Genomic DNA, 12,916 nt, shown 5'->3' with positions numbered 1-12,916 from the left:
CTGTTCTACGCACCTTTTCGATATATGTCAACAAGCTGGGGTATCATCGGCGGCATGCCCAAGGCACTGCCCGTGATCGACATGTCGGCGCCGTTGTGCTGCGCCCCGGTAGCCGCGAGCCCGACGGATGACGCCGCGGCCCTCGACCTGGCCATGCGGCTCAAGGCACTCGCCGACCCCGCGCGTGTGAAACTGATGTCGCTGCTGTTCACGTGTGACGAGCCCTGTACCACCGGCTCCCTCGCCGCCGCCGTGGGCCTGGCCGAATCGACGGTCAGTCACCACCTCGGCCAGCTACGCGCCGCCGGGTTCGTCATATCCGAACGTCAGGGCATGAACGTGCACCACACCCCGCGGCGCGACGCACTCGCCGCGCTGTGCCGGGTGCTCGACCCGAATTGCTGCTGACAGCCCTCGCAGGCCCTGCGGGCTTCCGACCGGGCAGATCAGCCCGGCAAGGGCAGGCCGAATGCGGTGGCGAGGACGCCGGCCCCGGCGGCCAGCAGCAAGGTGATCACGACGTTGACCCGGCTGAACACCGCGACCACCGCCACCGCCAGCACGACGTACTGCCAGGTCTGGCTGATCGACATGGCCAGTGGCACCGCCGAGCCGAGGATGGCACCGACAGCGGCCGGACCCGCGCCGTCCAGGAAGGCCCGCACGTATCCATTGCTGCGAATCCGGTCGAAGTGCCTGGCGCCCAACAGGATGAACAGGAACGACGGGCTGAAGGCCACCACCGAGGCCAGCACCCCGCCGAGCAGTCCCGCGGCGGCATAGCCGACGACGGCGACGGTCTGCACCACCGGTCCCGGCGTGATCTGGCCCAGCGCAACGGCATTGAGGAACTGAGCCCCGGTCATCCAGTGGTAGTGGTCAACGGCATCGGCCTGCATGAGCGGAATGATGACGAAGCCGCCGCCGTACGACAGCGCGCCGACCTTCAACGCCACCCAGCACAGCGAACCCAGCGTGCCCAGTGTCAGGGAGTGCAGCGCCAAGACCGGCATGCTGCGAGCACCGGACCGGGGCAGCGTCGTCGTCCGCACCAATTCGATTGCGCCACAGGCCAACAACACCACTACCAGCCACGGGCCCAGCAGCGCCGCCGCGGCCGCGCCGCATGTGACATACACCAGCCACCGGATGGAGCTGGTGCGCCGCTGCCAGCTCGCGGGGATCAATGCGGCCCCGGCATGGACGGCGACGGCGGCCACCGCCGCGCCCGCGCCGGCCCCGGCGGCCAGCACCCACCGTGGTGGGGAACCGGCCAGGAACAACGCCGCCAGGCCGAGGATGACGATGAGCCCCGGAATGATGAATGCGGCGCCACCGACCAGCGCACCCAGGCGGCCACGGACGCGCCAGGCGCAGTAGATCGACAGCTGCGTCGACGCCGGCCCCGGTAACAGGTTGCAGGTGGCGATCGCGTCTTCGAACTCGGTGGCACCGATCCAGCGGCGCCGCTCCACGCACAGGCTGCGCAACAGCTTGATGTGCGTGGGCGGCCCACCGAAACCGATGCATCCGATGGTGCCCCACTCACGCAGTACGGTGCCCAGGGACACTCGGGGCGATGCATCCTCTGCCGGGGTGGTCACGACCAATCATCCTGGCGGGTCACGCCGTATCGCGCACCTTACGGGCAGGCGACATCCATCTCGAAGCTCTTGCTCACCTGCTGCGGCGACCGCGGATTGTTCAGGTCACTACCGCTGGCGGTGCCCTTGATCGCGTACGACTTGCCCCGCACGGCGGCGACGGCCTGGTCCGCCTCGCCGGGCTCGGAGCTCGTGAACCCCAGCGCGACACCGTCGACGGTGCCGAGCCCGACGGTACGAACCTGTGGCGGATCGCTCGTCGTCACCACCGCGCCGACCCCGCTGGAGATGTCGCCGATCCCGATCGTGACGTTGTCACCCGCCCGGTGGCAGGTCACCCCACCGCTCACCGGCCGCTGCTGTCCGTCAACGATGACCTGCGGCGCGCGCAAGCCCGAATTCGGTGAGCCGGCAGTCGGTTTGGAGTTCTCCGTGGAACAACCGGCCAGTCCTAGCGCGACCACACCGATCACGAGAGTCTTGCGTACCAACGTTCTCCTCCTTCGCGTCCGGGATATCTGGCGGTACAGGCCAGGGGTTCCCCAGAGCGAAGGAGCCGAATCGTCAGCGGCAGAGAATCGTCAGCGGCAAAAAGCTACGGGCAAACGGTCACGATGCCGGCGGGGCCGGTCACGCAGGGCAGGTTGACGTAGACCTCAGGGCCATCCCAGCCCGGACCACGCCAGCCGGGTGCACCCCAACCGCGGCCGGGGTGTCCGTCCCAGTCGTCGTGGCCGTGGCCCCAGCCGCGGTCCAGCGGGATCGTGGCGGGGTCGTGCGCCGGAGCAGCGCTCGCGATTCCGGCACCGACACCCAAAAGCGCAGCTCCCAGGCTTGCGGCAAGGGCTGTAGTCGACGCAATCTTCTTCATCGTGGCCATGGCCATCCTCCGAAATAAGCAAAAAATCAAAATGCAATATGCGGTCTAAGTATATGACGCTGACGCTGCTGAAGAAATTCCGGTGGTCGCACGCAAGCGACTCCACCCGGGATCGCCGAGCCTCGCGTAGCCTGTCAGCAAACCGATCTTGCATGGGGGATCCCAATGAAGCGCACACGCACAGCAGCTCTGTTCGCGGCGGTCTCGTCGGCGGCCGCCATCGTGATGGCCGTACCCGCCCACGCCGACGACCAGATCGACCCGATGTTCCTGCAGGCCGTGCATGACAAGGGCATCCTGATGCCGAACAGCACCGCCATCAAGCTCGCGCACGGCACCTGTAGTGCGATGCGCAGCGGCGGCGTCAACTCGGCACTGAGCTACCTGAAGAAGAACGCCGGCAACCTGTCCAATGACGACGCCGTCAAGTTCGGCGGGCTGGCCATCTACGCGTACTGCCGCGAGTTGACGCCGAAGGGGCAGTAGGTCAGGACTCCCCGGCCTCAGCGGTCAACGTGTGGGCCGCTTCCATCAGCATCCAGCCGGCCACCTGTACCGACAGGTCGCGTTCCGGGATATCAGACGAATTCACCGCGCCGTCAACGGATTTCGCCTGCTCGCCGGTGTCCTTCGGCAGCTCGGCCGCACGGTTCCAGAACGCGCCGAACAGCGGGATGCCGTTGACGGACTGCCGGTAGTCCCACGCCGATTCCGCTGATTTGAGCACCAGCTCGCGCGCGGTCGTCCTGGCCGCGTCGTCCGCCTCGGTATCCCCCGGCAAGGTCGTGGCCACCAGCGTCAGGTAGCGGGCCAGGATGGCGCCGAACAGGCCACCGTCGCCGCCTCCCGCGCCCCTGATCACGCCGTCGTCCAGCATGTGGTCCTTGACCGCTGCCACCAGGCGGTGCACCCGCTCCGCGTGCCGCGGATCGCCGGTACGCACGGCCAGCTCCACTTCCAGGCCCAGCACCACGCCCTGGCAGTACGTGTACTGGGCGCGCACCATGGAACCGCCCTTGATGCCGTCGAACACCAGGTGCGTATCGGGGTCGATCAGCGTGCCGTCGATCCAGTCGGCCATCTGCTGCGCCCGCCGCAGGCGGTCGTGGCGGGCCAGGAAGATGCCGGCCGGACCGTTCGCCGGTGCGTTGAAGAACTGGTCCTGTTTGCGCCACGGGATACCGCCGCCGTCCTCGGGCACCCACGCGTTGAGGAACTGGTCGGCAAACGTCTTGAGCGCCTTGGGCCGGGCCACCCCGACCAGCCGGCCGGACCGCTCCAGTGCGAGCGCCAGCCACGCCATGTCGTCGTAGTAGTTGTTGGTCCAGGACCCGTTGTTGCGCAGGCGATGTCCGCGGATCTGACGGCTGATGCGGGCAACGCGGTACTCCTGGGGGTCGCGCAGCTGCGCATCGACCATGCAGTCCAGCAGGTGCGCCTGCCACCAGTAGTCCCAGCTCTTGAACAGCCGGTCGGCACGCGTCGACGGCCAGGCCACCACGCCCAGCTGGGTGCCGGGTATCCCCCAGAGCCGCCGGATATGCCGGTTGAACACCGCCGTCTCGGCGCTGGCCGCACGGTTCGCCCAGACTGCATCCCCGTCGCTCCGCTCCACCGGACGCTGATCCATGCGTTCCATCCTGCCCTACCAGGCCCGATCCAGTCCTGCGTGTTGAGTGATCCAGGTGTGCATGACGATCCCGGCGGCCACCCCGGCGTTGATGCTTCGGGTCGAGCCGAATTGCGCGATGGACACCGTCATCATCGACCCCGTCTTGGCGTCGTCGGTGATGCCCGGCCCCTCCTGCCCGAAGATCAGCAGGCACGCGCGGGGCAGCGTCGTCTCTTCCAGCCGCACCGAGCCGGGCACGTTGTCGACGGCCACCGGCGTCAGCCCCTTGGTTTCGGCGAACGCCAGCAATTCCGCTGTGGTGGCGTGGTGCATGAGTCGCTGGTAGCGGTCAGTCACCATGGCGCCCCGGCGATTCCACCGCCGCCGGCCGACGATGTGCACGGTGTCCACCGCGAACGCGTTGGCGGTGCGGACCACCGCGCCGATGTTGGCGTCGTTGCCGAAGTTCTCGATCGCGATGTGCAGCGGGTGCCGGCGCTGGTCGATGTCGGCGATGATCGCCTCCCGCGTCCAGTACCGGTAGGCATCGACGACGTTGCGAGAGTCGCCCTCACGCAACAACTCCGGGTCGTAGCGCGGATCGTCGGGCAGCTCGCCCGGCCACGGGCCGACGCCGGGTCCAGCTCCCCATTCGGTGGGGCCGGGCACATCGGCGTGGTCGACGATCTGGTCAGTCACGCGAAATCCACACCGCCGCATGCGTTCCCACCACGGTGACGGTGGCGTACAGCAGCGCCTGGTTGATGTCACCCTGCGTACACAACGACGCGCGGGTGTTGATCGCCCCGACCTTCGAGTCGGGCAGCACCAGCAGCGTCGCACCGTAGACGTCGCACATGTGCGACAGGCCGGGCGGTGGCAACGTCGGCGCCACCGCGATCATCAGCGGCCCGCCGCGCTTGGCCGAGTCATCTTTGTACCTGCTTGCCAGGCCGCCGATTTCGAGGCCGAGCAGCATGTAGCCCTTGCCGGTGAACGCCGTCGGATCCCCCAGCGCCGCCGGGATCAGCTGCCCACCGTCGGCCCGGAACCCGTCGACGCTGGTGGCTTTGAGGGTCAATCCGGTGTCGGACTCATTGGTCGGCGTCAGCCCGACGGGGTACGCCGCACCGTAGGCGACGGTGGTGTCCTTGATCCGGTCCGCGGGCGAGTACAGGTAGACGCCACGCACCTGGGTCTGATCGCGCATCGGGCCCAAACAGACTGTGCCCGTGACCTTGTCCGGGTTCTGCACGACGGCCGGGTTGATCTTGAGGTTGGGGACGCCGACGCAGCCACCGATCAGGTTCGATTCGAGGGGGTGCGCCAATGCGCCGTACAGGCCGAAGCGCAGCGTCTCGGGCTTGGCGTGTTCACCGCCGGCCTTCGCGGCGGCCAGATCGACGTCGATCAGCACCTGATCGTCTTGAAAGCGCAGGTTGGACACCGAGACGTTCCAGCCCAGCAGCGCCTGCGACTCTCCGACTTTGGCGCTGGGCGCACCGAAGACGACAGAGCTGGCGGAACCATCGCTCGAACACGCGACCAGCACGCCGGCCAGCAGCACAGTCAGCAGCCGCGAGGCCAACCTGCGAAAAGACATGCGGCCAAGGTTAGCCGCAGGCGAATCAGCGCTGATAATTCGGCGCGGGACGGCCGTTACGGGCCGGCGCGAACTGCGTGTAGCGCCCGACGTCGGCGCGGCCGGGGGCCTGGTTGCTGCGGCCGGTGGGCAGTTCGTTCTGACGCATCGGGCCGGCGCTGAGCGGGCGGCTCGGCGAACCGCTGCGACGGGCGACGGCCTGACCGGCGACACTGTTCTGGCCGGACGGCACCGGCGGCAGCACCCGCAGCAGGTCGTTGAACTGGCGGACGGTGCGCAGACCCTCGTCCCACTGAGCGCGGGTGCTGGTGATCGGCATGGACACCAGCGTCCAGTTCTGCTCGTTCCACATGATCTCGGCGCAATCCGGGGCGGTGTGCGAGAACGTCACCATGCGGCGGTCGCAGGCGCGACGGGCGGCATCGAGGTTCGTGGAGTAGACCATGCGGGGCCCGATGGCGCCGAGCAGCCAGATGTCGTTTTCCCGCGGCTCCGGGATGTCCTTGAGGCGGACGTCCATGGCCACGTTGGTGCCGACCTTGCGGTGCAGGGCGATGACGGTGGCGACGTCGTCGAGGTCGAAGATGAACACGGCCTCGCCGCGGATCTGTCCGAGGACGACATTGCGGGCGTGCACGTTCTCACCGACGGTCGACATGATGCCGCGGCTCCACCGCTTGACCAGGTCGGGAGTCTCGTGTTCGTAGTCGAACCCGTGCGACTTCGCCCATGACTTGCGGCGCCGGCCGAGGCCACGTCGACGGTCGATGTCGACATACAGCAGCACTGCCGCACCCACGAAGCAGAGTGCGGAAAGCGTGAACCAGAGCGGGACCATCGGACCAAGCCTACTGGTTGGTACCCGAAATGCTCGAACTCGAATTGGTTACAAGCTGGTCACGTGCTATTTGAGGTAGGCCACGATCGCGTTCGTGAGCCCCCGCCGGGCCACGTCGAGGTCGGTGTAGGTACCGAGCTGGCGTTCGGAGGCGATACCGCGCATCGCGCCGGGGATGAACGAGGCCACCTCGCGCACCCGCTCAGGGTCGACATCCAGGTCGGCGAAGGCCTGTTGGCAGGTCTGCAGCCAGCTCTGCCCCCATGACGACAGTTCGGCGGCGGTCTTCGGGTACAGCCGTTCCAGCTCGGCGTGGTCTCGCGGTAGCGCCGCGCGCAGGTTCTCGATGGCCCGCGAATCGCCGATGGTCAGGCCGTCGTAGAGCAGGTCGATGATGGTCGCGACGCGTTGGTGCAGCGTAGTGGCGCTGTCGTGGTGGCTCAGCATGCCCGCGCGGCGCTCGGCGGTACGGCGCAGGACGGCGGCCCAGAAGCCGTCGATATCGCCGAACTGGTACTTCACGGCACCCCAGGTGGCGCCGATCTCCTTGGCGATCCGGTTGGCCGATACCGCGCCCGGATCGCCGGTGGCCAGCGCCTTGCGCGCGGCCTCCAACATGCTCTCCCGGGTGGCGTCACCGCGCTTGTTGGTTCGTCGTGCCGCCGCGGTCATCGTCCGAGATTAGCGCAGTTTCGCAGAACCCTCTTTCAAAGTTTCACAGAACCTCCTACGATTCGGCTCATGGCCAAACCCACGCTGCCCATGAAGCCGACGGGATGGTTCCAGGTCGCCTGGTCGGACGAGGTGGAAGTCGGCGCGGTGCACGCCATGAAGTACTTCGGCGAGGAGATGGTCGCCTGGCGCGCCGAATCCGGCGCCGTCACCGTCATGAACGCCTACTGCGAGCATCTCGGCGCCCACCTCGGCTTCGGCGGCCACGTCGTCGGCGAGGCCATCCAGTGCCCGTTCCACGGCTGGCAGTGGAACGCCGAAGGCCGCAACGTCTGCATCCCGTACCAGGACCGGCCCAACCGCGGCCGCCGGATTCGTACCTACCCCGTCACCGAGCGCAACGAGGCCATCTACATCTGGCACGACGTCGAGGGCCGGGAGCCGTTCTTCGAGGCGCCCGACGTGTTCGCATCGTTCAACGACGGCAGCAGCGCCGCCGACTACTACCCCCAGCAGCGACTGTTCCGCGAAACCCTCGAGCTGCATCCGCAGTACGTCCTGGAGAACGGCGTCGACTTCGCGCACTTCAAGTTCGTGCACCAGACGCCGATCGTGCCGGTGTTCACCCGGCACGACTTCGCGGCACCGGTCTCCTACGTCGACTTCACGATCACCTTCGAGGGCAGCGACCAGCAGTCGATCGAGGATGTCCGCAGCGGCGTCGAGGCGATCAACGGCGGTCTCGGCATCGCCGTCACCAAGAGCTGGGGCATGATCGACAACCGCACCATCTCGGCCGTCACCCCCGTCGACGAGTGCACCTCCGACGTGCGATTCATGGTCTACATCGGGCGGACACCGGGCAAGGACAGCCCCCGGGCCGCCGAGCGCGCCGCCGCCTTCGGCGACGAGGTGATCCGGCAGTTCACCCAGGACATCCACATCTGGTCGCATCAGCGCTATGCGGATCCGCCGGCGCTGGCCACCGCCGAATACGAAGGCTTCACCGCAATCCGCAAGTGGGCCATGCAGTTCTATCCCGAAACCCCGAAGGGCTGACCAGATGTCCAAGATTCGCGTCTTCCAGGTGGCAACCGGCAACGTCGGTACCGAGATGATCAGGCGCATCGGCAAGCGTCCCGACCTCGAATTGGTCGGATTGCATTGCTACACAACGGAAAAAGTGGGACGCGATGCCGGCGAGATCGCGGGAATCGGGCCGATCGGCGTCATCGCCACCGGCTCGGTCGACGACATCATCGCCGCGAAACCCGATGTCCTCACCTTCCACGGTGTCTTCCCCGACGAGGATCTGTACGTGAAAGTCCTTGAGGCCGGGATCAATATCGTGACGACGGCCGACTGGATCACCGGCTGGCACCGCGACACCAACCACCCGCATCCCTCGGGCAAACCGGTGTCGCAGCTGCTGGCCGAGGCCTGCGCGAAGGGCGGGTCGACGTTCTACGGCACCGGCATGAACCCCGGCGTCAACCAGATCCTGGGCGTGGTGTGTTCGGCCGACGTCGCCGAGATCGAGAACGTCACCACCATCGAATCCGTCGACGTGTCCTGCCACCACAGCAAGGACACCTGGATCGAGGTGGGATACGGTCTGCCCGTTGACGATCCGTCGATCCCGGCGAAACTGGAGAAGTACACGCGGGTGTTCGCCGACAGTGTGCTGATGATGGCCGACTGCTTCGGGCTCGAGCTCGACGAGGTGACATTCAGCGCGGAACTCGGCGCCTGCACCAAAGACGTCGACCTGGGCTGGTACACGCTGCCGAAGGGCTCCCTTGGCGGCAACTACATCAAGTACCAGGGCATGATCGACGGCGTTCCGCGCATCGAGACGCACCTGGAATGGCAGATGACGCCGCACACCGACCCGAGCTGGAACATCAAGGGCTGCTACATCACTCAGATCAAGGGTGACCCGTGCGTCTACAACAAGCACATGATCTACCCGAAACCCGGTGTGGATCTGTCGAATCCGGACAACTTCGCCTCGATCGGCATGACCGTGACGGGGCTGCCCGCGCTCAACGTCATCGCCTCGGTGGTCAAGGCCCCGCCCGGCCTGCTGACGAGCGCCGACGTGCCGCTACGCGGTTTCGCGGGGCGGTTCAACATCTGACGCCCAGCGAAAAGTACGTAGCTTCAATCACTAGGCACCTGGAGATGGCAGTCCGATTGAACTCATGCACTTTCGTCGGCACTGTTGCGCACGCCAAGCGAAAACCCCCTATTTCCAAAGAAATAGGGGGTTTTCACATCTACTCGGGAACTACCTGAGACTCAGCCGAGCACCAGGCTCTCGCCGTCTTCACTGACGTTCACCGGGACGGTGTCGCCGTCGTGCACCTCGCCGGCCAGCAGCTTCTTGGCCAGCTGGTCGCCGATCGCCTGCTGCACCAGCCGGCGCAGCGGGCGCGCACCGTACAGCGGGTCGAAGCCACGGTCGCCCAGCCACTTCTTGGCGTCCAGCGAGACCTCCAGCTGGAGGCGCCGCTGCGCCAGCCGCTTCTGCAGCTGCTGCAGCTGGATGTCGACGATGGACACCAGCTGGTCCGGGTTCAGCGCGTCGAAGATCAGCACGTCGTCGAGCCGGTTGATGAACTCCGGCTTGAACTTGGCACGCACCGCCGCCATCACCTGATCCGGAGTACCTCCGGCGCCCAGGTTGGACGTCAGGATCAGGATGGTGTTGCGGAAGTCGACGGTGCGGCCCTGGCCGTCGGTCAGCCGTCCTTCGTCGAGCACCTGCAGCAGCACGTCGAAGACGTCCGGGTGTGCCTTCTCGACCTCGTCGAACAGCACCACCGTGTACGGGCGTCGCCGCACCGCCTCGGTCAGCTGACCGCCGGCGTCGTAGCCGACATAGCCAGGAGGGGCACCGACCAGACGAGCCACCGAGTGCTTCTCGCCGTACTCGCTCATGTCGATGCGGACCATCGCGCGTTCGTCGTCGAACAGGAACTCCGCCAACGCCTTTGCCAGCTCGGTCTTACCGACACCGGTCGGGCCCAGGAACAGGAACGAACCCGTCGGGCGGTTGGGGTCGGCGACCCCGGCCCGGGCCCGGCGCACGGCGTCGGACACCGCAACCACGGCTTCGGCCTGGCCGATGACGCGCTTGCCCAGCTCGCTCTCCATCCGCAGCAGCTTGGCCGTCTCACCCTCGAGCATGCGGCCGGCCGGGATGCCCGTCCACGCCGACACCACGTCGGCGATGTCGTCGGGGCTGACCTCTTCCTTGAGCATGACGTTCTCGCGGGCCTCGGCAACGGGCAGCGCCGCGTCGAGTTGCTTCTCGACCGCGGGGATCCGGCCGTACCGCAGCTCGGCGGCCTTGGCCAGATCGCCGTCGCGCTCGGCCCGGTCGGCCTCACCGCGCAACGTCTCCAGCTGTTCCTTGAGCTCGCGGACGATGTCGATGGCGTTCTTCTCGTTCTGCCACCGCGTGGTCAGCTCGGAGAGCTTCTCCTTGTAGTCGGCCAACTCCGAGCGCAGCTTCTCCAACCGCTCCTTCGACGCGTCGTCCTCTTCCTTGGACAGCGCCATCTCCTCGATCTCGAGGCGACGGACCAGTCGCTCGACCTCGTCGATCTCGACGGGCCGGGAGTCGATCTCCATGCGCAGCCGGGACGCGGCCTCGTCGACGAGGTCGATGGCCTTGTCCGGCAGGAAGCGGCTCGTGATGTAGCGATCGGAAAGAGTCGCCGCGGCCACCAGAGCCGAGTCCGTGATGCGCACACCGTGGTGCACCTCGTAGCGGTCCTTGAGGCCGCGCAGGATGCCGACGGTGTCCTCGACCGACGGCTCACCGACCAGCACCTGCTGGAAGCGGCGCTCCAGGGCGGCGTCCTTCTCGATGTACTTGCGGTACTCCTCGAGAGTGGTCGCACCGACCAGCCGCAGCTCGCCACGGGCCAGCATGGGCTTGATCATGTTGCCGGCGTCCATCGCGGACTCGCCGGTCGCGCCGGCACCCACGATGGTGTGCAACTCGTCGATGAAGGTGATGACCTGACCGGCCGAGTTCTTGATGTCATCGAGGACGGCCTTGAGCCGCTCTTCGAACTCGCCGCGGTACTTGGCGCCGGCCACCATGGATCCGAGGTCCAGGGAGATGACGGTCTTGTCCCGCAGGCTCTCCGGTACGTCACCTTGGACGATGCGCTGGGCCAGGCCCTCGACGATTGCGGTCTTACCGACGCCGGGCTCACCGATCAGCACGGGGTTGTTCTTCGTGCGCCGGCTCAGGACCTGCACGACACGACGAATCTCGTTGTCGCGACCGATGACCGGGTCGAGCTTGCCGTCCCGGGCGCGTGCTGTCAGGTCGGTGGAGTACTTCTCCAGCGCCTGGTAGCTGCCCTCGGGGTCGGGGCTGGTGACGCGGGCGCTGCCGCGGACCTTCACGAACGCCTCGCGCAGGGTCTGCGGCGCGGCGCCGTGGTTGACCAGCAGCTTGGCGACGTCGGAGTCGCCACTGGCCAGGCCGTACAGCAGGTGCTCGGTGGAGACGTATTCGTCGTCCATCTCGGTGGCCAGGTGCTGGGCAGCCGTCAGGGCTGCCACCGACTCACGAGACAGTTGCGGCGTCGAGTTGGCGCCACTGGCACTCGGCAGCTGGTCGATCAGCCGCTGGGCTTCGGCCCGGATGGCGGCGGGCTCGACACCGACGGCCTCCAGCAGAGGCGCGGCGATGCCGTCATTCTGGGTCAGCAGAGCCATCAACAAGTGCGCCGGACGGATCTCCGGGTTTCCGGCGGCAGTCGCCGCCTGCAACGCTGAGGTCAGCGCCGCCTGAGTCTTCGTGGTCGGGTTGAACGAGTCCACGACACCTCCCTTTCGTCTACAGAAAAATGCTTGTCGCTGAGTTCAACGTCGTCAAGGTTGAGTCTGTTCCGCTCAAGTCTAGAAAATTCCGACCAATTTTCAATACCGCCACAAGTCCTTTTCCACGCTGTCCGAATGCCCCTTGTCGGTGAAGGCATACTTGTCGCGACCGCGAAGGGGTGCACGCATGACAGATTGGGCTTCGGTCCTGACCGAACTGATTCCCCTCGCCTTGGTGATCGCCCTTTCTCCACTGTCGATCATTCCCGCGGTCCTGGTGCTGCAATCCCCCCACGCCCGCATCACCGGCCTGACGTTTCTCGCGGGCTGGCTCGTGGCCATCGGCGTACTCACCGGGGTTTTCGTCCAGCTGTCCGGCCTCATGCCCGAGGCCGGCCATCCGTCGACGACGGCGTCGTGGGTGCGCATCGTGATCGGCGTCCTGCTGGTCGTCTTCGGCATCTACCGCTGGGCCAACCGCAACCACGACGCTCCCGAGCCGGCCTGGATGCGGAAGCTGACCAGTGTCACCCCCGGCCGGGGCTTCGTGACCGCCGCGGTGCTCGCGGTCGTGAACCCGAAAGTGCTGTTCATGTGCGTCGCCGCCGGTCTGGCGATCAGCACCGACGAACTCCCCCACGCGGCTGCCTTGGCATCGGTGCTGTGTTTCACCGTGGTGGCGGGCAGCTCGGTCGCCATCCCGATCCTGACCTACGCCGCCGCCGGCGAACGGCTGGACCCGGCCATGGCCCGCCTCGGCGCCTGGCTGCACCGCCAGCACGCGGTGCTGGTCGCCGGAATCCTGATCGTCATCGGACTTCTCGTGGCATACAAGGGCCTGAGCCACCTCTAGGACTAC

The 12,916-nt window shown here is 66.8% G+C and carries 14 protein-coding genes; 5 read left to right on the top strand and 9 right to left on the bottom strand.

The window, feature by feature from the left end; genetic code table 11:
- The first annotated feature begins 54 nt into the window (after window positions 1-54).
- Entirely contained in the window at window positions 55-408 is a 354-nt protein-coding gene (locus ACZ5IQ_RS02220) for an Rv2640c family ArsR-like transcriptional regulator (RefSeq protein ID WP_318984658.1), read from the top strand.
- A 38-nt stretch (window positions 409-446) separates the two neighbouring features.
- Here ACZ5IQ_RS02220 and chrA read toward each other — a convergent pair whose 3' ends face one another.
- From chrA to ACZ5IQ_RS02205, 3 genes are all read right to left on the bottom strand, one after another.
- Window positions 447-1,604, bottom strand: a complete 1,158-nt coding sequence (gene chrA / locus ACZ5IQ_RS02215; protein WP_406804125.1) for a chromate efflux transporter — start codon at window positions 1,602-1,604, stop codon at window positions 447-449.
- Between the two features lie 38 nt (window positions 1,605-1,642).
- Complete coding sequence (locus ACZ5IQ_RS02210) at window positions 1,643-2,095, bottom strand: lipoprotein LpqH (protein WP_464480734.1); 453 nt, start codon at window positions 2,093-2,095, stop codon at window positions 1,643-1,645.
- A gap of 104 nt (window positions 2,096-2,199) precedes the next feature.
- Window positions 2,200-2,484 (bottom strand): hypothetical protein, encoded by a 285-nt coding sequence (locus ACZ5IQ_RS02205; protein WP_212808158.1) that lies wholly within the window; start codon window positions 2,482-2,484, stop codon window positions 2,200-2,202.
- 165 nt (window positions 2,485-2,649) lie between these two features.
- Between ACZ5IQ_RS02205 and ACZ5IQ_RS02200 the strand changes: the two genes are divergently transcribed.
- Window positions 2,650-2,970, top strand: coding sequence for a DUF732 domain-containing protein (locus ACZ5IQ_RS02200; protein WP_212808157.1), 321 nt, complete (start codon window positions 2,650-2,652; stop codon window positions 2,968-2,970).
- A gap of 1 nt (window position 2,971) precedes the next feature.
- Here ACZ5IQ_RS02200 and ACZ5IQ_RS02195 read toward each other — a convergent pair whose 3' ends face one another.
- The 5 genes from ACZ5IQ_RS02195 to ACZ5IQ_RS02175 form a co-directional block, all read right to left on the bottom strand.
- Window positions 2,972-4,114, bottom strand: a complete 1,143-nt coding sequence (locus ACZ5IQ_RS02195) for a glycoside hydrolase family 76 protein (RefSeq protein WP_212808156.1) — start codon at window positions 4,112-4,114, stop codon at window positions 2,972-2,974.
- A 15-nt stretch (window positions 4,115-4,129) separates the two neighbouring features.
- On the bottom strand, window positions 4,130-4,816 hold the full coding sequence (locus tag ACZ5IQ_RS02190; RefSeq protein ID WP_212808155.1) for a TrmH family RNA methyltransferase: 687 nt from the start codon (window positions 4,814-4,816) through the stop codon (window positions 4,130-4,132).
- The gene (locus tag ACZ5IQ_RS02185; protein ID WP_212808154.1) at window positions 4,788-5,699 is read right to left on the bottom strand and encodes a hypothetical protein; all 912 of its coding nucleotides are present in this window, start codon (window positions 5,697-5,699) and stop codon (window positions 4,788-4,790) included. Before ACZ5IQ_RS02185 ends, ACZ5IQ_RS02190 begins: the two co-directional genes overlap by 29 nt.
- A gap of 25 nt (window positions 5,700-5,724) precedes the next feature.
- Window positions 5,725-6,537 (bottom strand): trehalose monomycolate transport factor TtfA, encoded by an 813-nt coding sequence (ttfA, locus tag ACZ5IQ_RS02180; RefSeq protein WP_212808153.1) that lies wholly within the window; start codon window positions 6,535-6,537, stop codon window positions 5,725-5,727.
- A 66-nt stretch (window positions 6,538-6,603) separates the two neighbouring features.
- Complete coding sequence (locus ACZ5IQ_RS02175) at window positions 6,604-7,209, bottom strand: TetR/AcrR family transcriptional regulator (protein WP_020098706.1); 606 nt, start codon at window positions 7,207-7,209, stop codon at window positions 6,604-6,606.
- Between the two features lie 69 nt (window positions 7,210-7,278).
- Here ACZ5IQ_RS02175 and ACZ5IQ_RS02170 point away from each other — a divergent pair, with 69 nt between their 5' ends.
- On the top strand, window positions 7,279-8,268 hold the full coding sequence (locus ACZ5IQ_RS02170) for a Rieske 2Fe-2S domain-containing protein (protein WP_464480733.1): 990 nt from the start codon (window positions 7,279-7,281) through the stop codon (window positions 8,266-8,268).
- Window positions 8,269-8,272: 4 nt separating this feature from the next.
- Window positions 8,273-9,349 carry an NAD(P)H-dependent amine dehydrogenase family protein gene (locus tag ACZ5IQ_RS02165; protein WP_464480732.1) on the top strand — a complete coding sequence of 359 codons (1,077 nt, stop codon included), beginning with the start codon at window positions 8,273-8,275 and terminating at the stop codon, window positions 9,347-9,349.
- A gap of 161 nt (window positions 9,350-9,510) precedes the next feature.
- Here the strand turns inward: ACZ5IQ_RS02165 and clpB are convergent, their stop codons facing one another.
- A complete protein-coding gene (gene clpB / locus ACZ5IQ_RS02160; RefSeq protein ID WP_318984667.1) occupies window positions 9,511-12,057 on the bottom strand; it encodes an ATP-dependent chaperone ClpB in 2,547 nt (848 codons plus the stop codon).
- Between the two features lie 187 nt (window positions 12,058-12,244).
- Here clpB and ACZ5IQ_RS02155 point away from each other — a divergent pair, with 187 nt between their 5' ends.
- Window positions 12,245-12,910 (top strand): GAP family protein, encoded by a 666-nt coding sequence (locus ACZ5IQ_RS02155; RefSeq protein WP_212808148.1) that lies wholly within the window; start codon window positions 12,245-12,247, stop codon window positions 12,908-12,910.
- Window positions 12,911-12,916 lie beyond the last annotated feature (6 nt).

This window comes from Mycobacterium toneyamaense, from assembly GCF_055384815.1.
Note: the sequence above shows the minus strand (reverse complement) of the source record. Positions and strands in the feature narration are given on the sequence as shown.